Raw genomic sequence first — 22,869 nt, forward strand, 5'->3', positions numbered from 1 at the left:
CAGCTTGCCGCAGTCTCAAGCTTGACAGGTAAAACGAGCGTTTTACACTGGCTCGATGGATCTGAGGAAAACCATCCTCGAGGCCGTTGAGGCGCAGGTCGATCGCAACGGCTTCATGGCTTCCGGCATGGATCGGCTCACCGCTGCGGCGGGGGTGTCGAGTCGGACTCTCTACAAACACTTCGGGAGCAAGGCCGGCCTCATGGCCGCAGTCCTCGACGAACGTGATCGACGGTTCCGCTCTTGCCTCGATGTCCCAACGGTCGACGCGCTGTTCGCCGCGCTTGAGGACTGGATCCGCACGGAAGGCGCGCGCGGCTGTCTGTTCCTGAGAGCGCTTGGCGAGACAGGTGGGGATAGGCCGGAGATCGTCGCGGCGGTGCAGAGGCAGAAGGCCTTTCTTCGGGAGCGGATCGGCGACATCGTTCGCGGTCAACTCGATGAGCCGCAGGAGAATTTGGCCAACCAACTGCTCGTCCTCTTCGAAGGCGCCACGGCTGCGGCGGCCTATCGCGGACCGGAGGCCACCTCGGCAGCCCGAGAGGCAGCCGACATCCTCGTCTCCAACGCGAGCAAATGAGTGCGACGTTTCAATTGGGGGCCACGGGCTTCGCGCTGATCGCGGTGTGCTACGGCCTCGCGCGCTTCGCCTTCGGCCTGTTCCTCCCGGACGTCAGCGCGGACCTGTCTTTGAAACCGACCTTTGCGGGGATGATCGCGGGCGGATCGTTCCTAGGCTATTGCCTCGCGATCGTCGCCTCCGCCGCGCTCGTCGAGCGCTATGGCCCGCGCCCGGTCGCCGTCGGTGCCGCTATCGTCGCCGCGAGCGGCATGGCCCTGATTGCGACTGCTCAGTCACCCGCTTTTCTCGCAGCAGCCGTGCTCTTTGCCGGAATGAGCACCGGTCTGGCCTCGCCGCCGCTCGCGGCAGCGGTGGTTCAGGCTGTGGAGAGCCACCGCCAAGACACCGTGAACACGGTGATCAATTCCGGCACCAGCGCGGGCGTGGCCCTCTCGGGCCCCGTCGCCCTGTATCTCGGAGCCGACTGGCGGCTGGCCTATGGAGCCTTCGCCGCAACGGCTGCGGTGGTCACGCTAGCGACGCTCTGGGCCGTTCCCAGGTCTCGGGACAGAGCCCCGTACTGTGGGCGCGGTCTTCCCCGGATGTCGGCCGATATCCTGACCCTCGTTGTCGCGGCGGTTCTGATGGGCGCGGCCAGTACAGCGATCTGGTCCTTCGGCGGCGAACTCTTGTCGCGGAATCGCGGTTGGGACGCAAGTGCGACCGGAGCCCTCTGGATCGTTATCGGTGCCGCCGGACTTGCGGGTGCCATGGCGGGATCGCTCTGTTCGCGCTTCGGGGTGAATGCCGTTCACCTCGCCTCTCTCTGCGGTCTGGCGGTCGGCATCTGGTTGGTGGGTTCGCCAAGTTCCCCGCCCAGCCTCGTGATCGGCGGAGGCGCCCTGTTTGGAGCGGCCTACATCCTGCTGACAGGTGTGTACCTGGTCTGGGGCGTATCTGCGCTACCCGACCGGCCCGCAAGCGGGCTCACAGCCGCATTCCTTGCCATCGCGATCGGCCAGACCGCCGGGGCGCCACTCTTCGGCATTGGCCTCGACATCATCTCCCCTAGCGGGGTCACGATCATCTTCGCGATAATTGCAATGATTGCCGGTCTCGCGCGGAGACAGACCCTTAGCACGGCGACTTGTTGACCCAACGGCAGCTTGCTGGAGCAGCTTTCGACCGGAGGGACTCGTTTCGACTTCCCTTCCGACGCAGCAAAAGCTCGCGCGGTCGCTGCAAGCAGTCATCAAACCGAGGTAGGAGAGCAGCGCACAGTTGGCGATTGGTGGCGGGCTATGCGAGATGAAAAAGCGAACTATTCGTTCGCTTTAGCGCGCCGCTAAAGCGGTGACGAAGACGATTGCTCATCCGACCTGTCGGCTGGGGCGCTGTTGGCATGGCCGCTGCTCCAGGTAACCGGAGGCGTGCTCGACCGTTGACCCTTCTATTGCTCGTTAGTGCCTCGTAGCCATTGTTCGAACAACTCGCTCGTCGGCTCTCCTGTCTTTGCCGCGTAGTAGATCAGCCTGAGATGGCGATCCTCGTCGATCGTCAGCGTCGTGTGCTCGAAAGAGACGCGACCGATATCCCGAAACAGGAGATGGCGGATGCCGTGACAGGGGGCATGAATGTCCTGCGACTGCCACCATGCCCTGAAGTCCGGCTCGATCTTCCCTAGATCCTTGATCAGAGTCGCCATATCGGGATCTTCGGGCGCGCGAGCGAAATCGCGCCGGAAACTCGACAATACATTGAGCGCCTGTTCCCTCCAGGGGTCGAGGAGACGGCGCATCCACGTGTCGGTAAATAGCATCCAGAGCATGTTCCGCCGCTCAAGCGGATGAGACGAAAATCGGAAGACACAATCGGCAGCGGAATTGAACGCCAGAACGTCCCAGCGCAGGTTCAGCACGTAAGCTGGACGGTTGGCGAGATCGTCCATCAATCTGTGGACGATGGACGGCACCACGCACCAGGTTTTGCCCGGCTCTGGCGGCGGGCGCTGATGCGCCAACAGGAAGAGATGCCGGCGCTCCGTCGCATCCAGTTTAAGAGCCATAGATAGGCTGTCGAGGAACGTCGCCGACACGCCGATGTCGCGGCCCTGTTCCAGCCACGTGTACCAGGTAACCCCGACACCGGCCAAAGCGGCCACTTCTTCACGCCGGAGACCCGGCGTGCGGCGCCGCTTGCCCAACGGCAAGCCGACATCTTCAGGAGAAATCCGTTCCCGGCGACTGCGCAGAAACGCCGCAAGATCCGTCCGAGTCCGTTCGAGGGATCGAGCAGAGCTCATCCAAGTACCTTTAGTAATACCATAAGTGGTAAAATTGTAACCCCATATCTAAGCGATCACAATGGCCCCTCGCCGTTTGGACTCCACCCGAACGAACACCTCGTCGAAGTCGCTGGAAGGGCCCTCATGCTGAAGTCTAGCCATCCGTCGGTGTATCTGATCGCCATAGGCGCCTTTTCGCTCGGCATGGCGTCATATGTCACGGCGGGTCTGATACCGATGATCGAGACATCTTTCTCGGTCTCGGTGGCGGTGGCGGCTCAGTTGGTGACAGCCTTCACGCTCGCCTACGGACTGGGATCGCCGATCGCCGTCGCCCTGCTGCCGGCGCTCCGCCAACGCTTCAATCTCTTGCTCGCGCTCGGAGTCTTCATTGTTGCGAACGCGGCAAGTGCGATGGCGGAGGACTTTGCGACCCTGATGGCCTGGCGGAGTCTGGCCGGACTTGGTGCAGGCGTCTATCTGGCGATGGGCATTCCGGCCGCGGCGGCGCTGGCCGGTGCCGAAGGTCGCGGCAAAGCGATTGCCTTGATCATGGGCGGCATGGCGAGCGGCACCGTCCTAGGCGTTCCCATAGGTCTCCTGCTGGCCGAACGGCTGGGTTGGGAGGCGGCTTTGTGGCTTATCGCCTTGCTTGGCTGTGCCGCCTTCATCGGATTGCTGTTCAGGCTGCCCCCACTTCCATCCGGGCAGGCCAGTTCGCTCCGGCAGAAGGTTCTGATTCTCGCCGACCGAAACGTCATGTCGATCCTTACCGTCTCATTGCTCGCCGCGATCGCCAGCCTGGGCATGTATACCTTCATCGCCCCGTTCCTGGCGGATCGGGTGGATGGCGGCATTCAGTCGGTGACGCCCTATCTCTGGGCCTGGGGCGTTGGCGGGGTGTGCGGCAGCCTCCTGGTCGGACCGCTGGTCGATCGTCATAGAGGGCCCGCCATCATACTGATCATCATGGTGGTTCTGGCCGCGTCGCTGCTCCTGCTCCCAGTCTTCGCCCAGGTGAATCCATGGCTCGCCATCATGCCGATTGCGGTATGGGGGGCGGTCGGCTGGGCGCTTCAGGTGCCTCAGAACAACGAACTGCTGAGGGCTCGGGAGAAACAGGGTGACGGCAACCTCGCTGCTGCCCTCAACGAGTGCGCTTTATATCTTGGCAGTGCGATTGGAGCGGCGGCTGGCGGCATTCTGTTCTTGATCCAGATGCCAGCATGGACCCTGACGACGGCCGCGGCCGCAGTGGCGGCGCTGGGCGCGCTGTTCCAAGTGACGAACGTGCGAAAATCACCCTCTCGCACCCGCTGCCAAGAGCCCGATCCGGCGCCATGAAGCAAGCCGGCTTAGGCGCGGTCAGTTTCGCCGGTTTGCGGGTCTGGCCGGTCTCTTGGGCGAGCGCTACACCAAAGCCGCCAGCCAGCCGAGCCTTGCCCAAGCGGCGATGCGCAGGTTGCTGGAACGCGAAGTAGCTAACCCCGCGAAAAGGTTAGACACTTTGTTCGACAACCCATTGAAATCGAAGGAGATCAATTGATGGATGGTGGGCCACGCGCGATGAAAATGCGAACTGTTCCGTCGCTATAGCACTACGCTAAAGTTACTTCAGAGCGCGATTAAGGCCGATGCCGTTCGAGAGGCCCCGCTACTCTTCTACGATGCGGTGTTGCTCAACAGTGCCGAACTGAAGCCAAGTCATAACCGGTAGCTGGCAGGGCGAAAGCCACCGCTGTCAACCACATGGGTGTCCGCGCCTTCAACTCGGTCGGTGTTCTGGCAACTGACAATCTCGAAGCCGGACGGTCCCCGCCGCGTGACCATCGAGATGACGGCCACGCGGCGGCCTGTTTTCGAGGCGCCTGGGCCGGATTGGCCATCAAGGGCCGAGACGGTGTGGACGATATGAATGTCCGGCGTGAGTTCGCGCACGGCTAGTTCCGCGATCTCCACCCTAGCGTTCTGAAAGATGCGCCGGAAGCCGTAGTCATGGACTTTGCGAATGGCCTTGCGGCTGCGCCACCAGAAGCCCACGACATTGACGAAGTCGGCATCCTCAGCGAACAGCGCACCGATGCCGTCCGCGTCACCCACATTCCACCGATCGAAGAAGGCCCGCGCAACAGCTTCTCCGCTTTCGAACATAGCTTACGTTCTCTCGCTAGGCCGGTGGCCGGGCGATTGTCGCTTCGATCGGATCACGCTTTCATGGTCTTGGTGTCCTCACCCCAGCCGGCGAGCTGCAAATAGGTCTCGAAAGTCATTGCCTCAGTGTTGAAGCGGCGCATATAGGCGGGTGCGCCATCCATACCGAACGTATCGAAATAGCGATACATCAGCATGAGTTCCTCGCCCTGTTCAGCGACGCACTGCTCCCAACTCATCTGCTCATAGTGCAGCGCTTGGCCGGTGATGGTTGACAGGGTCGCGGTGATCTCCTCCATGCTCGACACGTCGCCTGCGAGCGGCATGATCTGTCCGGTCCAGATATCCGGACGCTCGAAGGCCGTCACGACCATGGCGGCGATGTCTGCGACCGCAATCTGCCGGTAGAGCGTATCCGGACGGATCGGATAGCGCACGACGCCGGTTTCCAGGATCGCCTGCCGGTCCCATTCCCAATTGTCCATGAAGGCGGCGGGCCGGAAGACGGTCCAGGGCATATCGAGTGCGCGAACACGGGATTCGACCTTCCATTTGCTCTCGAGATGCGGGACGCCGGTGTTGCGATCCATCGTCGAAGCGCCGCTATAGATGATGTGCTCGACGCTGGACGCGGCCGCGGCCTCCGTCAGGTTGAGGCCCTGGCGTCGTTCGGCCTCGACACCGGCTTCCAAGAAGTCCTGAACCGAGAACAGCGCGCCTGCGCCGGCGAGCGCCCTATCGAGAGAGGTGCGGTCTTCCAGATCGGCGCTGACGACCTCCGCTCCCTTTGCTGCCAGTGCTTGGGCAGACGGTTTGTCTGGGTTGCGCGTGAGCGCCCGGACCTTATGGCCACGAGCGATAAGGCGATGAGCGACGGCGCCGCCCTGTTTGCCGGTCGCGCCGGCGACGGCGATTGGACGGTCGTGGATCTTGGTGTTCGACATGATGAAAGCTCCCTGCATGGATGATGCAGTGAAGATAAATGCTGTAAATCAAGCCATGAGGCCGCCAATCGCGCACTTGATGCGCATTTTTGCAGCATCAAGAGGTGGTGCGCTTCATCGTACGCACAAAGGCCTGCACTTTGGCAGAGCGATGCAGATCCACATGGGTGACCGCCCAGATTTGTTCATTCCAATCGTCTTGTGCGGGCGCCAGTTCGGTGAGCCCAGCACTCACGGCCATCGTCCTTGGCAGGAAGCCCGCCGCGCCGCCAGCGCGCACGGCGGCCCAGAGCGCTGCGATGCTGTCACTGGTGATGACGATCTGCTCGGGCGAGATGTTCTCACCCATCCATTGGAAATAGGGCGTGGATGGTGCGTGCCGGCCCGGTCCGGCGAAGCGGTTCACGCCTGCTGCCGGTCCATAGAGCCCAACGGGTAAACGCTGAACCGGCAGGACGACATTGTCGGGGTGGCCTGGCTTGGGGCCGATGCGGAAGGCGATATCGGCCTCGCCATACTCCAGTTTCAGCATTCGGTCGCTGCTGACCAGGTGAACCCGGACGCCGTCGTGTTCGGCCTGAAACGCCGTGATCGTCGGCAGGATCGTCGGGACAAGCACATCAACGCAGGTGACGGTGAAAACGCCCGTCAGATCGGCGATTCCACCTTTGGCCAAGCGGAAGAGCTCGCCGAACTGCGCGTCGGTCGCCTCGGCGATGCGGAGCAGGTTACGGCCCAGATCCGTCGGTGAAAAACCGCGGGCATGGCGCTGGAAGAGTTTCGCGCCGAGCGTGGCCTCCAAGGAGTCGATATGACGGGTGACCGTTGCGCGATGCACACCAAGGGCTTCAGCGGCCGCGCTGATGGTGCCAAGCCGAGCCACCTGTGCGGCCGTTCGGATCTCATCCCAGTTTTCCATGCTGTATTAATGCGCAGAACACACGCGATAGTCGTACAAGAACTTGTAAGAAGTAATGGCGGAGGGGAAGGGATTCGAACCCTCGATACAGTGTTACCCGTATAACGGTTTAGCAAACCGTCGCCTTCAGCCACTCGGCCACCCCTCCGCAGTACGAGTGGCAGTTTTCCACGACGTATGCGGAGGCTGGTTCTAGCTGCGGCGAAGTCGGCTTGTCAACGATCCGGCGCGTCCTTCGAACAGGCATCGTGCACTGGCCGGACGGACACCTCGCAACGCGCCTTCGGGACCGAACGCGCGCGCCGGAAGTCGAGTGACAGGGAGACAGAGTCGTTCGCTTGCGACTGTATCGCCGCCGCCGGCGCAGCAACAGGCGACAATCTTTAGTGAAGACTGGAAGTATCCAACAATCGTTTATCGGGAACTAAAGCGCCTGTTCCTGAGAAACTTAGATCGAGCGCATCAGGTTCATCATTTTTTATGCAAATACGACACAACCTTGAGCCATCGAACGCTGCGACCGAAGGCGCGGGGACCGACGCTCTACTTGAGCAGAGGGCCGAGGCGGGGGCGCCGCAGCCTGGAGGGAGAGGGAAGAGGAACCATGAGCATTTCGACCCAGAGCTTGGATGCCTTGATCGATCTCGTCGAGATCAGACTGAGCTGCATGGAAGTGTGGGACCGCGACGACGCGCGCGAGCTCAACCGCCTGCAGCAGGCGCGCGGCGAACTCTTGACCTTGGCCGGGCGTGGCGACAGCGCGGAGCAAGCCGCTGAGGCCATCCAACTGACGACCCAGCGCCGCCGTGGCCGTCCGCGCAGCGCGGAGCGCCGCGCGGCTCTTTAAGGTGTAGGTGTCGGCGCCCGTCAGGCCGGCACGGCCATGCCGCGTTCGACCGCGGGGCGCGCCGCCAGCGCGTCGTACCAGCGCTTGACCGCCGGAAAGTCCTCCAGCGCGATCTGCTGCCAGGGATGGCGCGCGGCCCAGGGGAAGGTAGCGATGTCCGCGACCGAGTAGCTGTCCCCTGCCAGGTACGGCGCCTGCCCCAACCGCGTGTCAAGTACACCGTAGAGCCGGCGGGCCTCGTTTGAATAGCGGGTCTTGGCGTAGGGCACGTCTTCCGGCGCGAAGCGCAGGAAGTGATGCGCCTGACCCAGCATCGGTCCGAAGCCGCCCATCTGCCACATCAGCCACTGCTGCGCGGACCAACGCTCCCGAGCGTCGGTCGGCAGGAGCTTGCCGGTCTTCTCCGCAAGATAGAGCAGGATCGCGCCGGTCTCGAACAGCGCGATCTCGCTACCGTCGGGGCCGTCGGGATCGACGATGGCCGGGATCTTGTTGTTCGGGCTGATCTTCAGAAAGGCGGGATCGAACTGCTCGTCCTTGGTGATGTTGACCGCCCGCACCTCGTAGGGCAGGTCCAGTTCCTCCAGGGCGATGGAGATCTTGCGGCCGTTGGGCGTTCCCCAGGTGTAGAGCTGTATGGTCATTGCGCGGCTGTCCCCTCCTGCAGTGTGATTTGATCGAGCGCCTGCTCCAGATCGGTCAGCAGATCGTCCGGATGTTCGATGCCGACCGACAGACGCAGCAGATCGTCGGGCAGGATCGAGGCCTCGCCCTCGATGGTCTTACGATGCTCGATCAGGCTTTCGACCCCGCCCAGCGAAGTGGCCGGCACGAAGAGCCGGGTCGCCTTGGCGAGACCGAGCCCCCCTGCCCGACCGCCGGCAACACGCAGGGACAGCATGCCGCCGAAGCCGCCCTCCATCTGCCGGCAGGCGATCTCGTGGCCTGGATGATCGGGCAGACCGGGATAAAGCACCTGCAACACCCTGGGATGGGACTGCAGCCGGCTCGCCAGATGCAGCGCCGTCGCGCCGGCATGGCGCACGCGCAGATACAGCGTGCGCAGGCCGCGCAGCAGCAGCCAGGCCTCGAAGGCGCCGAGCATGGCGCCCACGCCCGTCCGGTTGAAGTGAATCCGTTGCCAGAAGTCGTCGGCCCGCCGGGTCGCCAGGGCGCCGGCCAGGACGTCGCTATGGCCGTTCAGATACTTGGTCGCGGAATGCATGACGAGATCGGCGCCCAGTTCCAGGGGACGCTGCAGGACCGGGGTGGCCGCCGTGCTGTCGACGGCCAGGCGCGCGCCAGCCTTGCGGGCCTTCTCCGCAACGGCGGCGATATCGATGACTTCCCACAGCGGATTGCTCGGCGTCTCGACCCAGACCAGCGCCGCGCCGCCGGCCAGAGCGTCGTCGAGCTGGTCCGGCTGCGTCATGTCGATCAGCCGCAGGTCCAGCCCGAAACGCGGGCAGAAGTCCTCCAGCCACTCGCGGAAGCCCCAGTAGATATGGGCGTGGCAGACCAACCGGTCGCCAGGCTTGAGCGCCATGACCACAGCGGCCGAGGCCGCGAGACCGGAGGCGAAGACCAGCGCGGCCTCCCCCGACTCCAGCCGGGCCAGCAGCGCTTCGACCTGATCGACCGCCGGCCCGCCGTAGCGCGAATAGGTGGACGCGCCGCGCGGTGCGTAGTCAGCGTCGCGGGCAAAGGTCGTGGAGGACTGCAGCGGCGGCACCACCGCCCCAGTTTCGGCGTCGAGGAAATGCAGCGCCTGAGCGGCGAGCGTTTCCGGCTTGAGATCGTTGCTTTGGCTCATGGCGCGCGAGCATGGCCAAAGCTTTGCAGCGACGCCAGCGGTTTCGTCGCCGCCTCCCCTGCTGAAGCAGACGGCATGCCCCGGCTTAGTTCGATGCGGTTCGGCCACCCTTCGGGCTCGAGAACACGAGGGCGGTTCCGGAGAGGGCCAGCAGGAGACCGGCTGCGGCCCAGAGGGTCCAGACGAAGCCCTCAAGCCAGGTCGAAACGAGCATCGCGACAATGGGGAACAGCACGGTCACGTAGGCCGCCCTGGCCGGGCCTTCGCGGTTGACGAGCGTCAGATAGGTCAGAAAGGCAACCACCGAGGCGATACCCGACAGATACAGCAGGCTACCCCAGTAGACGGGATCACCGGGCAAAGGGAAGGGCAAGCCCGCGGCCAGACAGATCGCAAGACAGACGATCGTGCCGTAGACCATGCCATGCGCGACCAGGTTGGGCAGATCGTGATCTTGGGACAGCTGCACTGACAGAAGGTTTCCAAGGGAAAAGAGATAGGTCCCGAGAAAAGGCAGGGCCAGGAGCAGGAGCGACCCTCCGCCGTCCGCCTGGACGACGCTGTCCCAGGACAGCAGCGTCAGGCCGACGACCCCAAACGTCGCTCCCGCCAGAATCCGGCCGCTGAGCGGCCTGCCGAGGAACAGGCGCTGATTGAGCGCCCCCATGATCGCGGCCGTGGCGAAGACGACGGATAGCAGGCCGCTGGGCAGGGTCTCGGCGGCAAGGTAGAAACAGAAAAAGTTCATGCTGAACAGGCAAACGCCCAGGCCGAGCAGCCGACCGTGCCGCGCCAGAGGAATCAGCCGCAGCCGTCCCGACAGCGCCAGCAGGCAGATTAGAAGCATCGCCGCCAGAAGGAAGCGATAGAAGATCGAGACCAGCGGCGGAACAACCCCGAGCTGAAGCTCGATCGCGTACCACGACAGCCCCCAACTGATCACCACAACGCCAAGCAGCAGTGCCGACATGCCGAATCCCGTTCCTTTTCGGGCAGATTTACGCGGCATGGGCGGAACCGTATTCTACGGGCCGGCCACTGCTTTCATGGAAAGGACGCGCTCTGAACAGCCTCGCCGATCTCTCGGACCTTCAGATTCCGGCGGCCATGGCGCGCTCGGCCGAAGCCTTGCGCGTAAAAACCGACCTCGGCGGCGTGCGCGGGCTCGCCCTGTGGCGGCGCGACGGCGGCGGCGAGATGGTCTATTCGCAGCCGACGCATCACACGCTCAGCATCTATCAGTCCGGCGGTTTCGGGGTCTGGTCCCTGGATACGCGATCCTCCGGCTTCTCGAGCGCGATCTGCATCTTGCCCGAAGGGCTCGAGACGCATTGGACGAACTCGGGCCCGGTTTCGAATCTCCACATCTACTTCACGCAGGACGATCTGGAGGCGATGAACTGGGAGAAGGCCCCCGACATCCAGCCGTTGATTTTCGGCCGCGACGCCTTCCTGAAGTCCACGACCCTGCCGCTCGTGCACCAGCTCGACTGGTCGGCGGCCTCCGACCGGCTGGCGATCGAGCATCTGTTGCTGGCTTTGCTGGCGCGGCTGGGCGTTCCGCTGCCCCAACCGCGGCCGGCAGGCACTCTCTCTTCCGTCCTTCTCGGCCGCATCGAGGAGAGGCTGAACGACCTGGAGGGCGGCGCGCCCGGACTCGACGAACTGGCGAAGGACGTCGACATGAGTCCGCGGCACCTGACCCGGGCCTACAAGGCTACGACCAGACAGACTCTCTCGCAGCGGTTTCGGGAACTGCAGATGCTCCGCGCCTGCGAGCTCCTGGCGACCGAACTGCCGCTCGCCGAGGTCGCACTGGCCTGCGGTTTCAGCTCCCAGAGCCACTTCACCACGGCCTACCGCCGGCACTTTGGTCAAACGCCCGGTCAAGCACGCTGACAAGCAGGCGTTTGACCGAAGTGCCGGCGGAGCCTCCAGCCTCGGTAGGCGTCCGAGCCTGCGGGTGGGATTAGCGCCGCTGGAGCTGGGCCGAGCCGAAGAGGATCTCCCGCTCCTTCTCGTCGAAGCCTTCCTTGCGGACGTCGGCCAGCACCTCGACGCCGCGCTGCACGGCGGGGCGTGCCTCGATCTCCGCGAACCAGCGCTTGAAGTTGGGCAGGTCGGAGGTGTCGACGTTCTGGCGGTCGGGCCGGCGCGTCCAGGGCCAGGCCGCGATGTCGGCGATGGAGTAATCGTCGCCGCCCAGGAAGCGGGTCTCGCCCAGGCGCTTGTCGAGCACGTTGTAGAGACGCTGGGATTCCTTGGCATAGCGCGCCTTGCCGTAGGGCACATCCTCCGGCGCGTACTGCAGGAAGTGATGCGCCTGCCCCAGCATCGGGCCGAGGCCGCCCATCTGCCACATCAGCCACTGCAGCACCGTGTAACGCGCGGCGCCGGAGGCCGGCAGCAGCTTGCCGGTCTTGTCCGCCAGATAGATCAGGATCGCACCGGACTCGAAGAGCGAGATCGGCTGGCCGTCCGGACCGTCGGGATCGACGATGGCGGGAATGCGGTTGTTCGGGCTGATCTTCAGGAACGCGGGCTCGAACTGGTCGCCCTTGCCGATGTCGATGGCGTGGGCCTTGTAGTCCAGGCCCAGTTCCTCCAACGCGATATGCACCTTGTGCCCGTTGGGCGTCGCCCAGGAATAGACGTCGATGGTCATGCTTCGCTCCAGCCTCTTTTCGTCTTGCGGTCACTCGCGAAAATGATCGCGCGAAGACCGCGGCGCAACCCGGCCTGCGCGTCACAAGATCCTGTCCGGGACGATCGAGGGGTGAAGACAGGTCGAGGCCGGCGGATCGCCGAGGCGCAAGCGCATGTCGGCAGGGGCGGCGGCCTGCTATCGTGGCGCGACTGCACGATCTCAGAACGCGGATCCGTGAAAACCCAAGAAGAACAGGGAGGATAGCGATGCAACAAGGTGGACTTTGGGGCGCCCTGGTCGGCGCGGCAGCGCTACTGGCCTTAAGCGCTCCGGTAGCGGCTTACGATCAACTGGTCGAGAAACAGGAGTTCCTGCTTGAGGACTTCGTGACCGAGCAGGGCGCGAGCATCGCGGAGGTGCGCGTCGGCTGGGAGGCCTATGGAGAGCTGAACGAAGCCAGGGACAATGTCATCCTGATCTGCCACTTCTTCTCCGGCACCTCCAACGCCGCCGGCAAGTACAGCGAGGACCAGGCGCAGCCGGGTTACTGGAACGCCATCATCGGCCCCGGCAAGCCCATCGACACCGACCGCTTCTACGTCATCTCCAGCGACACCTTGGTCAACCTGAACGTCGCCGATCCCCAGGTGATCACGACCGGCCCCGCGAGCATCGACCCGGCGACCGGCGCGCCCTACGGACTGGACTTCCCGGTCGTCTCCATGCGCGACTTCGTCGAGGTGCAGAAGGCCCTGCTCGATAGCCTAGGTATCGAGAGTTTGCATGCCGTGATGGGGGCCTCCGGCGGCTCGGTCCAGGCGATGGAGTGGGCGGCAGCCTACCCGGAGATGGTGCCCCGCGTCGTGCCGGTCATCAGCCCGGGCCTGGACATGCCGCCCTACGTGATCGGCCTGCTGAAGATGTGGAACATGCCGATCCAGATGGACCCGAACTGGAACGGCGGCGCCTATTACGACGGCGAGCCGCCTCTGGAGGGCCTGTCGAACGCCCTGCAGCTCGTCACGCTCAACGCCCTCCACTTCGACTGGGCCGACACGACCTTCGGCCGCGCCCCGGCCGAGAAAGACGGCGATCCGAAAGCAGCCTTCGCGGCGGCCTACAAGGTCGAGGCCGGCCTGCAGGCCTCCGGCGACGGGCGCGCGGCGACGACCGACGCGAACCACTTCCTCTATATGTCCAAGGCCAACATGACCTTCTCGGTGGCCGAGGAGATCGAGCGCATTCGGGCCAAGGTGCTGTTCATTCCCGCCGAGGGCGACATGATCTTCCCGCCCTTCCTGTCGGACCGCTGGGCGGAGAAGCTGCGCGCCCAGGGGAACGAGGCCGAGGTGGTGACCGTCACCGGCCCCTTCGGTCACCTGAACGGTATCTTCAACATCGCCCAGGCCGGCGAGGCCATCGCCGACTTTCTGGCGGACTGACCTGCCCCTAGGCCGGCTTCGGGACGGGCCGCAGAAGCGGCTTGCCCGAAGCCGGCTTGCGGGACATGGTAGCCGCCCCGTACGCACACTGCCGCTTAAACGATTCATCAGCCGTTCCGGTCCCTTACCGCCCTCCCCGGTTCCTTCGTCGCGAAACCCATGACCGTCATCAAATCGAACATCGATACCCGCAGCCCCGAGTTTCGCGCCAACAGCGACGCCATGCAGGGCCTGGTGCGGGAGTTGCGCGACCTGGTCGACCGCATCAAGCTCGGCGGCGGCGAGGCGGCGCGCGAGAAGCACGTCGGGCGCGGCAAGCTGCTGCCGCGCGAGCGGGTGCGCACCCTGCTCGACCCCGGCTCGCCCTTCCTGGAGCTGTCGCAGCTCGCGGCCTATCAGGTCTACGAGGAGGAGGTGCCCGCCGCCGGCCTGATCGCCGGCGTCGGACGGGTCTCGGGGCGCGAGTGCATGATCCTGGCCAACGACGCCACGGTGAAGGGCGGCACCTACTACCCTCTGACCGTCAAGAAGCACCTGCGCGCGCAGGAGATCGCGGAACAGAACCACCTGCCCTGCCTCTATCTGGTCGATTCCGGCGGCGCCAACCTGCCGCGCCAGGACGAGGTCTTTCCGGACCGCGACCACTTCGGCCGGATCTTCTTCAATCAGGCCAACCTCTCGGCCAAGGGCATCCCGCAGATCGCCGCCGTCATGGGCTCCTGCACCGCCGGAGGCGCCTATGTCCCGGCCATGGCCGACGAGTCGATCATCGTAAAGAACCAGGGCACCATCTTCCTGGGCGGCCCGCCCCTGGTGAAGGCCGCCACCGGCGAGGTGGTCAGCGCCGAGGACCTGGGCGGCGCGGAGGTACACAGCCGCACCTCCGGCGTGACCGACCACATGGCGATGAACGACGCCCACGCGCTGGGCCTGGCTCGGCGGATCGTCGCCAACCTGAACCGGCCCAAGCGGCACGGCCTGGAACTGAGCGAACCGCGCGACCCGCTCTACGACCCGACGGAGATCTACGGCATCGTACCGCCCGACCTGCGCCGCCCCTTCGAAGTGCGCGAGGTCATCGCCCGCCTGGTCGACGGCAGCGAGCTGGACGAATTCAAGCCGCTCTACGGCACCTCGCTGGTCTGCGGTTTCGCGCGCCTGATGGGCTATCCGGTCGGCATCGTCGCCAACAACGGCATTCTCTTCAGCGAGTCGGCGCTGAAGGGCGCCCACTTCGTAGAGCTTTGCTGCCAGCGCGGTATCCCGCTGATCTTCCTGCAGAACATCTCGGGCTTCATGGTCGGCCGCAAGTACGAGGCCGGCGGCATCGCCAAGGACGGCGCCAAGCTGGTGACCGCCGTGGCCTGCGCCCAGGTGCCGAAGTTCACGCTGATCCTGGGCGGCAGCTTCGGCGCCGGCAACTACGGCATGTGCGGCCGGGCCTACTCCCCCCGCCTGCTCTGGACCTGGCCCAACGCGCGCATCTCCGTCATGGGCGGCGAACAGGCAGCCGGGGTGCTGGCCACGGTGCGGCGCGACGGCATCGAGGCCAAGGGCGGGACCTGGCCGGCGGAGGAGGAAGAGGCCTTCAAGGCGCCGATCCGCGAACAGTACGAACGGCAGGGTCACCCGACCTACGCCAGCGCCCGACTGTGGGACGACGGCATCCTCGACCCGCTCGACACCCGCATGACGCTGGCGCTCGGTCTCTCCCTTTCCCTCAACGCCCCGATCCCCGAGACGCGCTTCGGCGTCTTTCGGATGTAGTGAAGAAGGTCCTCCCCATGCAGCATCCTCTCTTCCTGGAGTCCATCGACGAACGCGGCGTGGCGCGGATCACCTTGACGCGGACCGAAGTGCACAACGCCTTCAACGACCAGCTGATCGCCGAGATGACCACGGTGCTGCGCGGCTTCGAGGACGACCAGCGGGTGCGCGTGGTGACCCTGGCCGCCGAGGGCACCTCCTTTTCCGCCGGCGCCGACCTGAACTGGATGCGCGCCATGGCCGGCTACGGCGAGGCGGACAATCTCAAGGATGCCGAGGCGCTGGCCGAGCTGCTGCGGACCCTCAACTTCCTGAGCAAGCCGACCGTCGCACTGGTCCAGGGGCCGGCCTTCGGCGGCGGCGTCGGGCTGGTCAGCGCCTGCGACATCGCCATCGCGTCGGAGGAAGCCTCCTTCGCACTGACCGAGGTGAAGCTGGGGCTGATCCCCTCGGTCATCAGCCCCTACGTCATCGCCGCGATCGGCCAGCGCGAGGCCCGGCGCTACCTGCTGACCGGCGAGAAGTTCTCCGCCGAGACGGCTTACTATCTGGGCCTTGTCCACAGGGTCGTGTCGCCGCATGCCCTGGAGAGCGCCGGCAACGAGCTGGTCGAGACACTGCTAAAAAACGGCCCGCAAGCGGTTTCGGAATGCAAGCAGCTGATCTTCGCGGTCGCCGACCGCCCTGCCACCTCCGAGGTGATCGCCGATACGGCACAGCGAATCGCGCGGGTGCGCGTCTCGCCAGAAGGGCAGGAAGGTCTGACGGCCTTCCTCGACAAGCGCAAGCCCAACTGGCAAGGGCCCGCGAACGACTGACGCCTGTTGATCGCTCAGGCGGCCGGCTCGGTCCCACCCGTTGCCGCGACACCCGGCCAAGCGCTAGCTTTCCGGGAAGAGAAAGGCTCTGTCGATAGGAGCGCGATCCGTCATGCGGCGTTCACGGCGCGGCTGGGCCGCAGCGGTTGGCTTCACCGTTGCCATGGTCCTTCTAGTGATTCTGGCCGTTTCACCGGGCCTGGATACCTTCGGCGTCGTGGTCGTGGTCACCATCGCCGCCTCTGTCTCCGTCTTCTACTTCACCTTCGCAAGCGGCCGCTTCTTCACCGTGGCCTTCGCCAACCACTTGGCGCTCTATACCTGCATCTTCGTCTTCTTCCTTCAGGTCAACTTCCTTCCGAGTCTGTCCCTTTGGGCCGTCAAGCTCGGCTATCTGCTGCCAATCGGCGCCTTTGTGCTGGGGGCGCTTTGGAATCGGTCAGCGATTCAGTCGATCGTTTCGGCCGAGCACCTGCGTGAACAGCGGAGCTTCTGGCGTCCCTTGCTCTGGCTTCTGCCGGTGATGCTGATCGGCGCGGCCACCTTCGCACTACCGGGCAAAGACCTCTCGACCGCCTGGAACGACGGCTTCTTCATCGGGGCCATGACCGCGGTTTCGCTGATCGTGCTCTTCGTCAGCCGAGATGTGGCGATCTTCCTGCTGGATACAGGCCTACTGTTCGAGGACTTCTTCAAACGCATCAGCCGCCTGATCGTCCCGACCTTCGCCTTTCTGACCTTCTATACACTTCTGATCGTGATCTTTGCCTGCCTCTATCGCATCTTCGACGTCTACACGGCCTCGCTGCATTTCCGGATCGCCGGCGAGGTGCGAGAGATCGCCTTTCTGGAAAGCCTCTACTTCTCCGTCATCACGCTCAGCACGGTGGGCTACGGCGACATCGTTCCCGTCAGCGAGTCGATCCGCGTCGTCGCCGCGATTCAGATCGTGCTCGGTGTCCTGCTGTTGCTGTTCGGCTTTAGCGAGATTCGGCGCTATACCGTCGAACAGGATGAGCGTGACCGTGAGCGACAGCGCTGAGCAAGCCATGGTCGCGGTCACGGTGCGAAAACCGGAAACGGAGGCCCCGACACGGCGATGCGCCTGCCCAGCCTGAGCGAGATAGAGACAGCGGCCGAAACGGTCTATGCCACCATGCCGCCAACTCCGCAGTATGCCTGGCCCCTGCTGGCGGAACGCGCCGGCTGCGAACTCTGGGTCAAGCACGAGAACCACACGCCGACCGGCGCGTTCAAGGTGCGCGGCGGCTTGGTCTACATGGCAGACTTGGCCAAGCGGGGTGCGAGGATGCCGGGAGTCGTCACGGCGACGCGCGGCAATCACGGACAGTCGGTGGCCTTCGCCGCCGCCCGCCATGGGATCCGCGCGGTGATCTGCGTTCCGGAGGGAAACTCGGTCGAGAAGAACGCGGCCATGCGCGCCTTCGGCGGCGAGCTGGTCGTGGAGGGCCACGACTTCCAGGCCGCCCGCGAGCACGCCGAACTGCTGGCGGAGCGCGAGAGCCTGCACATGCTGCCGTCCTACGACGAGCGTCTGGTGCGCGGCGTTGCCAGCTATCCGCTTGAGCTCTTCCGGGCCGTGCCGGATCTGGACCGGGTCTATGTCCCGGTCGGTCTCGGCTCCGGCATCACGGCCACGATCGCGGCGCGCGATGCGCTAGGACTGAAAACGGAGATCGTCGGCGTGGTGGCGGAGGGCGCCCCCGCCTACAAGCTGTCGTTCGAAGCCGGTAAGCCTGTCTCCACCGATCAGGCCATCACCATCGCCGACGGCATGGCCTGCCGCGTGCCGGAACCCGAGGCCGTCGAGGTTCTCTGGAATGGGGTCGCTGAGATCGTCGCCCTGACGGAAGCGGAGATCGCGAGCGCCATGCGGGCCTTCTACACCGACAGCCACAACGTGGCCGAGGGGGCGGGAGCCGCCGCGCTGGGCGCCTGCCTGAAACAGAAGGAACAGAACCGTGGCCGCAAGATCGCCGTCATGCTCTGCGGCGGCAACGTGGATGCAGCGCTGTTCCGGGACGTCCTCGCCGAGGTCTGAGGCAACTGCGGGACGTCCGGCTCTACCAGCCGCCGGTCTCCAACCAGGCCTGGATGCGGGGGAAACGGTCGTACCCCCAGAACGGCTCGCCGTCGACCAGGACGAAGGGGGATCCGAAGACGCCGGCGGCAATCGCCGCTTCGACTTCCTGGCGCAAGCGATCTTTCACGGCGGGGTCGCTTAAGGCCACCTCCAGATCCGACGTGGCCAGACCGAGCGTCCTGCCGACCTCCAGAACCGCGTGAGGCTTGGAGATATCCTGCCCGGCAATGAACGCATGCTCGAAGAGGGCCTGCGCCAGGGATTTGGCTTTCTCCGGGTCTTGATCCCAGAGCCAGTAGAAGGCTCGCGCCGCGGCGATGGACGCGAAGGGGAAGGCCTGCGGCAGACGGAAATCGACGTCCAATCGCCGGGCTTCTCGGGCCAAGTCGCGCTGCGTGTAGTCGGCTTTGAGGGGAATAGTTGTCAAAGGCTTAATGCCGGTGTGCTTGAAAACTGCACCCAGCAGTATCGGTTTCCAGGTCACGATACGGCCATGCCGCTTGGCAAGCGCATCGATGTCACGCGACGCAAAAAACCCGTAGGGACTGGAAAAATCAAAGTAGAAGAGGATCGGTTCCGTCACCTTCGGCGCGCCTCCAAGTTTCATTGGAGAGCAGCCAGCGGCCCCGAGAGGCTCCGCCCATTCGAAAGTGCCCGCTGCTCGTTGGCTTCAGCCTAAACCAGATCGAAGCCGCCCCGAAGTCGCTTCCTGCCGGAGCTGGCCGCAGCAGATCCACTAGAGAAAGTTTGGAAGGGGCCAGCGCGCCGGGATCTATCTAAAGGTCGGAAGCCATCCGAAAACTGTATCGGAAAACAGCAGGCGGTCGAGGACACGTCGGCGTCCGACATCTCCTCGACCAGCCTGCGCCACCTCCCCTCCCCGGATCGGCGGCAATCTCCAAGAGCTACCTGCTCTTGAGATGCGGTAGCTGTCAGGAGACGGCCTGACTTGACCGTGCGCAGGTGCGAATCATGGCGACCAGTTGGTCGCGCAACGCCGGGTCCTCGATTTCCTCAAGTTGACGTGCCGCGTTGATCGCTCGGCGCGATACCAGGGCGTCGTCGCCCCCGGTCACGGCCAGCCCTTCATTCTCGAGTCCGTCGAAAAAGAAGCCGATCGGCAGGTCTAGGGTTTGTCCGATAAGCCAGAGCCGCCCACAACTAACGCGGTTGCTGCCAACCTCGTATTTCTGCAGCTGCTGGTATGAGATGCCGAGAGCCTGAGCGAGCTTTTCCATACTCAGGCCCCGCAGCGCGCGGGCCTGACGTATCCGTCGCCCGACATGTTGATCTATGTTCCGAACCATAGTCACAAGCTCGGCGATCCGCCCGCGGTAAGCCACTTAGAAAAACTAAAGGTAGAGATCGCAAGCCCGGATATTCGCACTTCTAGTCTTTCAAATAGATGGAAAATTCTCCCCAACCGCCTGATAAACAATATTTACATTGATATTCGTATACAAATCGAACTCGCGACTTAGTGATCGGGTCGCGCCGCCCGGAATAACCCAGTCAGTGGCGCTCACATTCATGCGCAACCTTCTCCTCGAGCAGATCGAGAATGCCGCGCCAAAGCTCGCAAGCCTTCAAATCCTCGCGCTGAATCGCCTGATAGGCGGCCAGCGCGGCCTGCAGCCGAGCGCCCTCTCCGTATCGCCGCCAGAGTGCCTCGGCGACCGTATCTGCATCTTCACCCTGATGTAGCATTGCTTCGCTGTTCCAATTTGCCTGTACCGACCAACACACAACACACGATGATGATGCCGCCGCCCACGACGGCTCCCCAGGTCACGGCCTCGCCGGAGACGAACAGCAGGACTGTCGAGAGCACCGGCGTGGCATAGCCGAGAGTCGAAATCGAACCGGCCGCGCCCCGACGCAGAGCCAAGGACCAGAGCAGATAGCCTACGCCCATGGGACCGATGCCCAGGTAGAGGCCGAACAGAACGTAGGGCAAGGGCGGCAGACCGGCCCCCGTCAGCAGCCACCACGTCCCGGTTCCGGCCAGGCCGATCAGCGCCGCCGCCAACAGAAGGCTGGACGCCGAAACCGAGAAACGACCGATCAGGAAGGTGTAGACCGCCATACAGATCGCGGAGGCGAAAGCCGCCGTGTACCCGACGAGTGAGCCGCCGCCCTCCACCACCCCAACGTCGCCGCCGATCAGCAAGCCGACTCCCACGAAGCCGGCGGCCGAGGTGATCACAAGGCGGTACGGGCGATAGGCGATGCCGCAGACCGCCACCAGCAGCGCCGTCAAGAGGGGCCAGGAGTAGGCGATCAGATTGACCGTCGCGATCGGCCCGGCCGCGAAGGCGATGTACTGAAACACCATGGTCCCCACCAGGCCCAACGTCCCCAGACCCAGAGCGCGGGGCTCCGGCCAGGTTATAGGCTTGCGGGGTAAAGCAAATCCGAAGAGCCAGACCGCGAAAGTGGCGCCGGCGAACTGAAGGGCCTGAACCTGGGCGACCGTCAGTTCGACCAGCGCGTACTTCGCGACCACGGCGTTCGTCGACCAGAAGCCTATGGCCGCAAGAGCGCAGGGGACCGCAAAGGATCCCCCGAGGCTTGCGCCCGCGAGCGGAGCCGCGCCCGAGCCACCGTCGCGGGCGTGACTCATTCCGCTGCCGGGACGCTCGCTTGCCCGGACGCGCGGTAGGCCGGCAACTGGTTGCTCCAGACGTCGTCGGCCATTTCGTTCACCCAGGCCCGGTCGAGGTCGTTGTCGGCGGCCAGATAGAACATCCGGTTGTCGTCGACGTAGGGCCGCTCGACGGACCGGAGGTTCAGAACCAGAGTGATGCGCTCCCCGTACTCGAGCGGTCGCGTCCGGTGCAGGACACCCAGGAAATGACCCAGGGTGCTGTGGCCGACCGAATGCTTGATCCGAAGCAGTTCGCTGGGATCCAGTTCCTCGCCCCGGTCGACACGGGCCTTACCCGGTTCGCAGCCGCCCAGGAAGACCTCCAACTCGCCGCCGATGATCGGATCGCTGATCGAGAGCGGGATCAGTTCGGTCACCGGAACACCGTCGCAGTGCCAGTCGACGTTTCCGTCGTTCGGGCTCATGAAGGTCACGGTCGAGCCGACCACCGAAAGCGGATAGGGCTCGAGACGCGTACCGGCAAAGGCACTCAAACGGTCCAGCCGGTTCTTGTCGTGAATGAGTTCGTTGATCTCCGGGATGTAGCGATCTGCCCCGGTAATGAAGGTCAGATTCAGGTGCTTCTGGAACGCGCGATCGGCTTTCAGCTCCAAAGCCTTGCGCCGGATCGTCTCCAGCAGTTCCGGATCGTACTCATGCTTGAATTGCACCAAACCGAGGTCCGACACCTTCCAGGCGGACTCATGCCCAAGCAGAGCCTCGCGGCTCACGCTATGGCGGATCCCGTTCAAGTTTACTTTCTCCATCGGATCGCTACCCCTACCAACCAGCGGACGATAGAGCCATTGTCGCTTTCAAATTGAGAGTGTAAACTTAGAAACACCTGGGGTAGCATTAGCTGAACTTGCGGCGTGAACAAGAATGAAACATCTTCGTCAAATCAACCTCAATTCCCTGCGTATTGTCGAGAGCGCGGCGCGTCTCGGCAGTTTCGCCCGGGCAGCCGAGGAGAACCTGATCTCGGGTTCGGCCGTCAGCCAGCGGGTGAAGGCGCTGGAGGAGCAACTGCAGTTCAAGGTGTTTCACCGGCAAAGCAACGCCGTGGTTCTCACCCCGGAGGGTGAGGAGTTCATCGCCCACGTCCGCGAAGCGCTCGACACGATCTTGGCCGCCGGGCTGGAGATCACCGACAAGCAGCGCAAGCACCTGTTCAAGATCAGCGTGCTGCCGACCTTCGCGGTTCGCTGGCTTCTACCCAGGCTTGAGCGCTTCACCCAGGCACATCCGGAGATCACCCTGCACGTGTCGCAGGCCTACCGGCAGGTCAATTTCGACCGGGAAGGCTTCGATCTGGCGATCCGCTACGGTGACGGTGTCTTCCCGGGTCTGAAAGCCGAGCTGCTGTTTCGCGAGGATCTGGTGCCGGTCTGCACGCCCGACCTGCTGGAACGCGTCATGCCCGGTGTGAAGACCGACGAGCTGGAGCCGAAGGATCTGAAGAACTTCACCCTGCTCCACTCCGATACCTGCAGCCTGAACTGGAAGTCCTGGCTGGACTTCGCGGGTGCGCCCAAGGTGATGGAGCATGCCTCCTGCATGTTCTTCGACACCTGCATGCTCTCGTTTCAAGCCGCCAACGTCGGCCTCGGCTTCGCCGTCGCCAACCGACCCTACGTGACCGAGGACATCCGGGCAGGCCGTCTGGTCGCGCCCTTCAAGCTGCAGCACCCCAACAACAGCGGCTGGTATCTGGTCTACCCTCCGGGCCACAGCGATCTTTACAAGATCTCCGCCTTCGAAAGCTGGATCCGGAAAGAAGTGGAAAGCTCGAACGCCGAGGTCTCGGAGCTGTTCTACGGAGAATTCGACGGCCGCTAGATCCGCCGAGGCCTTCCCCGAGAACCAGGACCCCGCCCCCGAGAACTGCAACCCTGCGATGAAAAACGGATAGGCCGCGCTCCGG

General features: G+C 64.1%; 24 protein-coding genes and 1 tRNA gene. 11 read left to right on the forward strand and 14 right to left on the reverse strand.

Annotation, left to right across the window (positions count from 1 at the left end; genetic code table 11):
• The first annotated feature begins 55 nt into the window (after positions 1–55).
• Complete coding sequence (locus ACO054_RS09130) at positions 56–580, forward strand: TetR/AcrR family transcriptional regulator (protein ID WP_421710123.1); 525 nt, start codon at positions 56–58, stop codon at positions 578–580.
• Positions 577–1,716 carry an MFS transporter gene (locus tag ACO054_RS09135; RefSeq protein WP_421710124.1) on the forward strand — a complete coding sequence of 380 codons (1,140 nt, stop codon included), beginning with the start codon at positions 577–579 and terminating at the stop codon, positions 1,714–1,716. The genes ACO054_RS09130 and ACO054_RS09135 overlap by 4 nt, the downstream gene beginning before the upstream one ends.
• Positions 1,717–2,012: 296 nt before the next feature.
• On the opposite strand, the gene ACO054_RS09140 is transcribed toward ACO054_RS09135, so the two are convergent.
• Positions 2,013–2,864, reverse strand: a complete 852-nt coding sequence (locus ACO054_RS09140) for a helix-turn-helix transcriptional regulator (RefSeq protein WP_421710125.1) — start codon at positions 2,862–2,864, stop codon at positions 2,013–2,015.
• A gap of 126 nt (positions 2,865–2,990) precedes the next feature.
• Between ACO054_RS09140 and ACO054_RS09145 the strand changes: the two genes are divergently transcribed.
• Positions 2,991–4,190, forward strand: coding sequence for an MFS transporter (locus tag ACO054_RS09145; RefSeq protein WP_421710126.1), 1,200 nt, complete (start codon positions 2,991–2,993; stop codon positions 4,188–4,190).
• Positions 4,191–4,550: 360 nt separating this feature from the next.
• Here ACO054_RS09145 and ACO054_RS09150 read toward each other — a convergent pair whose 3' ends face one another.
• The 4 genes from ACO054_RS09150 to ACO054_RS09165 all read right to left on the reverse strand — a co-directional run bounded on the left by ACO054_RS09150 (position 4,551) and on the right by ACO054_RS09165 (position 7,008).
• Positions 4,551–4,997 carry an SgcJ/EcaC family oxidoreductase gene (locus tag ACO054_RS09150; RefSeq protein WP_421710127.1) on the reverse strand — a complete coding sequence of 149 codons (447 nt, stop codon included), beginning with the start codon at positions 4,995–4,997 and terminating at the stop codon, positions 4,551–4,553.
• A 53-nt stretch (positions 4,998–5,050) separates the two neighbouring features.
• Positions 5,051–5,941 (reverse strand): NmrA/HSCARG family protein, encoded by an 891-nt coding sequence (locus tag ACO054_RS09155; protein WP_421710128.1) that lies wholly within the window; start codon positions 5,939–5,941, stop codon positions 5,051–5,053.
• Positions 5,942–6,038: 97 nt separating this feature from the next.
• The gene (locus tag ACO054_RS09160) at positions 6,039–6,860 is read right to left on the reverse strand and encodes a LysR family transcriptional regulator (RefSeq protein WP_421710129.1); all 822 of its coding nucleotides are present in this window, start codon (positions 6,858–6,860) and stop codon (positions 6,039–6,041) included.
• Between the two features lie 56 nt (positions 6,861–6,916).
• Positions 6,917–7,008: transfer RNA gene (locus ACO054_RS09165), tRNA-Ser, on the reverse strand.
• A gap of 456 nt (positions 7,009–7,464) precedes the next feature.
• Between ACO054_RS09165 and ACO054_RS09170 the strand changes: the two genes are divergently transcribed.
• Entirely contained in the window at positions 7,465–7,707 is a 243-nt protein-coding gene (locus ACO054_RS09170; RefSeq protein ID WP_421710130.1) for a hypothetical protein, read from the forward strand.
• A 20-nt stretch (positions 7,708–7,727) separates the two neighbouring features.
• Here ACO054_RS09170 and ACO054_RS09175 read toward each other — a convergent pair whose 3' ends face one another.
• The 3 genes from ACO054_RS09175 to ACO054_RS09185 form a co-directional block, all read right to left on the reverse strand.
• Positions 7,728–8,351: a glutathione S-transferase family protein gene (locus ACO054_RS09175; protein WP_421710131.1), complete on the reverse strand. Its 624-nt coding sequence runs from the start codon at positions 8,349–8,351 to the stop codon at positions 7,728–7,730.
• Complete coding sequence (locus tag ACO054_RS09180; RefSeq protein ID WP_421710132.1) at positions 8,348–9,520, reverse strand: trans-sulfuration enzyme family protein; 1,173 nt, start codon at positions 9,518–9,520, stop codon at positions 8,348–8,350. Before ACO054_RS09180 ends, ACO054_RS09175 begins: the two co-directional genes overlap by 4 nt.
• An 85-nt stretch (positions 9,521–9,605) precedes the next feature.
• Complete coding sequence (locus tag ACO054_RS09185) at positions 9,606–10,490, reverse strand: DMT family transporter (RefSeq protein WP_421710133.1); 885 nt, start codon at positions 10,488–10,490, stop codon at positions 9,606–9,608.
• Between the two features lie 137 nt (positions 10,491–10,627).
• Here ACO054_RS09185 and ACO054_RS09190 point away from each other — a divergent pair, with 137 nt between their 5' ends.
• Complete coding sequence (locus tag ACO054_RS09190; protein ID WP_421710134.1) at positions 10,628–11,419, forward strand: helix-turn-helix transcriptional regulator; 792 nt, start codon at positions 10,628–10,630, stop codon at positions 11,417–11,419.
• A gap of 70 nt (positions 11,420–11,489) precedes the next feature.
• Here the strand turns inward: ACO054_RS09190 and ACO054_RS09195 are convergent, their stop codons facing one another.
• Entirely contained in the window at positions 11,490–12,185 is a 696-nt protein-coding gene (locus ACO054_RS09195; protein ID WP_421710135.1) for a glutathione S-transferase N-terminal domain-containing protein, read from the reverse strand.
• Between the two features lie 248 nt (positions 12,186–12,433).
• On the opposite strand from ACO054_RS09195, the gene ACO054_RS09200 reads away from it, so the two are divergent.
• The 5 genes from ACO054_RS09200 to ACO054_RS09220 all read left to right on the forward strand — a co-directional run bounded on the left by ACO054_RS09200 (position 12,434) and on the right by ACO054_RS09220 (position 18,256).
• Positions 12,434–13,609 carry an E22 family MetX-like putative esterase gene (locus ACO054_RS09200; RefSeq protein WP_421710136.1) on the forward strand — a complete coding sequence of 392 codons (1,176 nt, stop codon included), beginning with the start codon at positions 12,434–12,436 and terminating at the stop codon, positions 13,607–13,609.
• Between the two features lie 159 nt (positions 13,610–13,768).
• Entirely contained in the window at positions 13,769–15,376 is a 1,608-nt protein-coding gene (locus ACO054_RS09205; protein ID WP_421710137.1) for a carboxyl transferase domain-containing protein, read from the forward strand.
• Positions 15,377–15,393: 17 nt separating this feature from the next.
• Positions 15,394–16,194 carry an enoyl-CoA hydratase/isomerase family protein gene (locus tag ACO054_RS09210; protein WP_421710138.1) on the forward strand — a complete coding sequence of 267 codons (801 nt, stop codon included), beginning with the start codon at positions 15,394–15,396 and terminating at the stop codon, positions 16,192–16,194.
• A gap of 112 nt (positions 16,195–16,306) precedes the next feature.
• Positions 16,307–17,236 carry a potassium channel family protein gene (locus ACO054_RS09215; RefSeq protein ID WP_421710139.1) on the forward strand — a complete coding sequence of 310 codons (930 nt, stop codon included), beginning with the start codon at positions 16,307–16,309 and terminating at the stop codon, positions 17,234–17,236.
• A 57-nt stretch (positions 17,237–17,293) separates the two neighbouring features.
• Positions 17,294–18,256 (forward strand): threonine dehydratase, encoded by a 963-nt coding sequence (locus ACO054_RS09220; protein ID WP_421710140.1) that lies wholly within the window; start codon positions 17,294–17,296, stop codon positions 18,254–18,256.
• Between the two features lie 22 nt (positions 18,257–18,278).
• Here ACO054_RS09220 and ACO054_RS09225 read toward each other — a convergent pair whose 3' ends face one another.
• The 5 genes from ACO054_RS09225 to ACO054_RS09245 all read right to left on the reverse strand — a co-directional run bounded on the left by ACO054_RS09225 (position 18,279) and on the right by ACO054_RS09245 (position 21,712).
• Positions 18,279–18,881: a 2-hydroxychromene-2-carboxylate isomerase gene (locus tag ACO054_RS09225; RefSeq protein ID WP_421710141.1), complete on the reverse strand. Its 603-nt coding sequence runs from the start codon at positions 18,879–18,881 to the stop codon at positions 18,279–18,281.
• A 349-nt stretch (positions 18,882–19,230) separates the two neighbouring features.
• A complete protein-coding gene (locus tag ACO054_RS09230; RefSeq protein WP_421710352.1) occupies positions 19,231–19,605 on the reverse strand; it encodes a helix-turn-helix domain-containing protein in 375 nt (124 codons plus the stop codon).
• A 205-nt stretch (positions 19,606–19,810) separates the two neighbouring features.
• Positions 19,811–20,005, reverse strand: coding sequence for a hypothetical protein (locus tag ACO054_RS09235; protein WP_421710142.1), 195 nt, complete (start codon positions 20,003–20,005; stop codon positions 19,811–19,813).
• A complete protein-coding gene (locus ACO054_RS09240; protein ID WP_421710143.1) occupies positions 19,989–20,921 on the reverse strand; it encodes a DMT family transporter in 933 nt (310 codons plus the stop codon). Before ACO054_RS09240 ends, ACO054_RS09235 begins: the two co-directional genes overlap by 17 nt.
• Positions 20,918–21,712 carry a hypothetical protein gene (locus ACO054_RS09245; RefSeq protein WP_421710144.1) on the reverse strand — a complete coding sequence of 265 codons (795 nt, stop codon included), beginning with the start codon at positions 21,710–21,712 and terminating at the stop codon, positions 20,918–20,920. The genes ACO054_RS09240 and ACO054_RS09245 overlap by 4 nt, the downstream gene beginning before the upstream one ends.
• A 115-nt stretch (positions 21,713–21,827) precedes the next feature.
• On the opposite strand from ACO054_RS09245, the gene ACO054_RS09250 reads away from it, so the two are divergent.
• Positions 21,828–22,784, forward strand: coding sequence for a LysR substrate-binding domain-containing protein (locus ACO054_RS09250; RefSeq protein ID WP_421710145.1), 957 nt, complete (start codon positions 21,828–21,830; stop codon positions 22,782–22,784).
• Positions 22,785–22,869: the final 85 nt, after the last annotated feature.

Source organism: Algihabitans sp. (assembly GCF_965226985.1).
GTDB lineage: Bacteria > Pseudomonadota > Alphaproteobacteria > Kiloniellales > DSM-21159 > Algihabitans.

Coding starts and splice junctions, on each gene's coding strand:
- ACO054_RS09130 (WP_421710123.1), top strand. CDS start 56: ATGGATCTGAGGAAAACCATCCTCGAGGCCGTTGAGGCGCAGGTCGAT.
- ACO054_RS09135 (WP_421710124.1), top strand. CDS start 577: ATGAGTGCGACGTTTCAATTGGGGGCCACGGGCTTCGCGCTGATCGCG.
- ACO054_RS09140 (WP_421710125.1), bottom strand. CDS start 2,864: ATGAGCTCTGCTCGATCCCTCGAACGGACTCGGACGGATCTTGCGGCG.
- ACO054_RS09145 (WP_421710126.1), top strand. CDS start 2,991: ATGCTGAAGTCTAGCCATCCGTCGGTGTATCTGATCGCCATAGGCGCC.
- ACO054_RS09150 (WP_421710127.1), bottom strand. CDS start 4,997: ATGTTCGAAAGCGGAGAAGCTGTTGCGCGGGCCTTCTTCGATCGGTGG.
- ACO054_RS09155 (WP_421710128.1), bottom strand. CDS start 5,941: ATGTCGAACACCAAGATCCACGACCGTCCAATCGCCGTCGCCGGCGCG.
- ACO054_RS09160 (WP_421710129.1), bottom strand. CDS start 6,860: ATGGAAAACTGGGATGAGATCCGAACGGCCGCACAGGTGGCTCGGCTT.
- ACO054_RS09170 (WP_421710130.1), top strand. CDS start 7,465: ATGAGCATTTCGACCCAGAGCTTGGATGCCTTGATCGATCTCGTCGAG.
- ACO054_RS09175 (WP_421710131.1), bottom strand. CDS start 8,351: ATGACCATACAGCTCTACACCTGGGGAACGCCCAACGGCCGCAAGATC.
- ACO054_RS09180 (WP_421710132.1), bottom strand. CDS start 9,520: ATGAGCCAAAGCAACGATCTCAAGCCGGAAACGCTCGCCGCTCAGGCG.
- ACO054_RS09185 (WP_421710133.1), bottom strand. CDS start 10,490: ATGTCGGCACTGCTGCTTGGCGTTGTGGTGATCAGTTGGGGGCTGTCG.
- ACO054_RS09190 (WP_421710134.1), top strand. CDS start 10,628: ATGGCGCGCTCGGCCGAAGCCTTGCGCGTAAAAACCGACCTCGGCGGC.
- ACO054_RS09195 (WP_421710135.1), bottom strand. CDS start 12,185: ATGACCATCGACGTCTATTCCTGGGCGACGCCCAACGGGCACAAGGTG.
- ACO054_RS09200 (WP_421710136.1), top strand. CDS start 12,434: ATGCAACAAGGTGGACTTTGGGGCGCCCTGGTCGGCGCGGCAGCGCTA.
- ACO054_RS09205 (WP_421710137.1), top strand. CDS start 13,769: ATGACCGTCATCAAATCGAACATCGATACCCGCAGCCCCGAGTTTCGC.
- ACO054_RS09210 (WP_421710138.1), top strand. CDS start 15,394: ATGCAGCATCCTCTCTTCCTGGAGTCCATCGACGAACGCGGCGTGGCG.
- ACO054_RS09215 (WP_421710139.1), top strand. CDS start 16,307: ATGCGGCGTTCACGGCGCGGCTGGGCCGCAGCGGTTGGCTTCACCGTT.
- ACO054_RS09220 (WP_421710140.1), top strand. CDS start 17,294: ATGCGCCTGCCCAGCCTGAGCGAGATAGAGACAGCGGCCGAAACGGTC.
- ACO054_RS09230 (WP_421710352.1), bottom strand. CDS start 19,605: ATGGTTCGGAACATAGATCAACATGTCGGGCGACGGATACGTCAGGCC.
- ACO054_RS09235 (WP_421710142.1), bottom strand. CDS start 20,005: ATGCTACATCAGGGTGAAGATGCAGATACGGTCGCCGAGGCACTCTGG.
- ACO054_RS09240 (WP_421710143.1), bottom strand. CDS start 20,921: ATGAGTCACGCCCGCGACGGTGGCTCGGGCGCGGCTCCGCTCGCGGGC.
- ACO054_RS09245 (WP_421710144.1), bottom strand. CDS start 21,712: ATGGAGAAAGTAAACTTGAACGGGATCCGCCATAGCGTGAGCCGCGAG.
- ACO054_RS09250 (WP_421710145.1), top strand. CDS start 21,828: ATGAAACATCTTCGTCAAATCAACCTCAATTCCCTGCGTATTGTCGAG.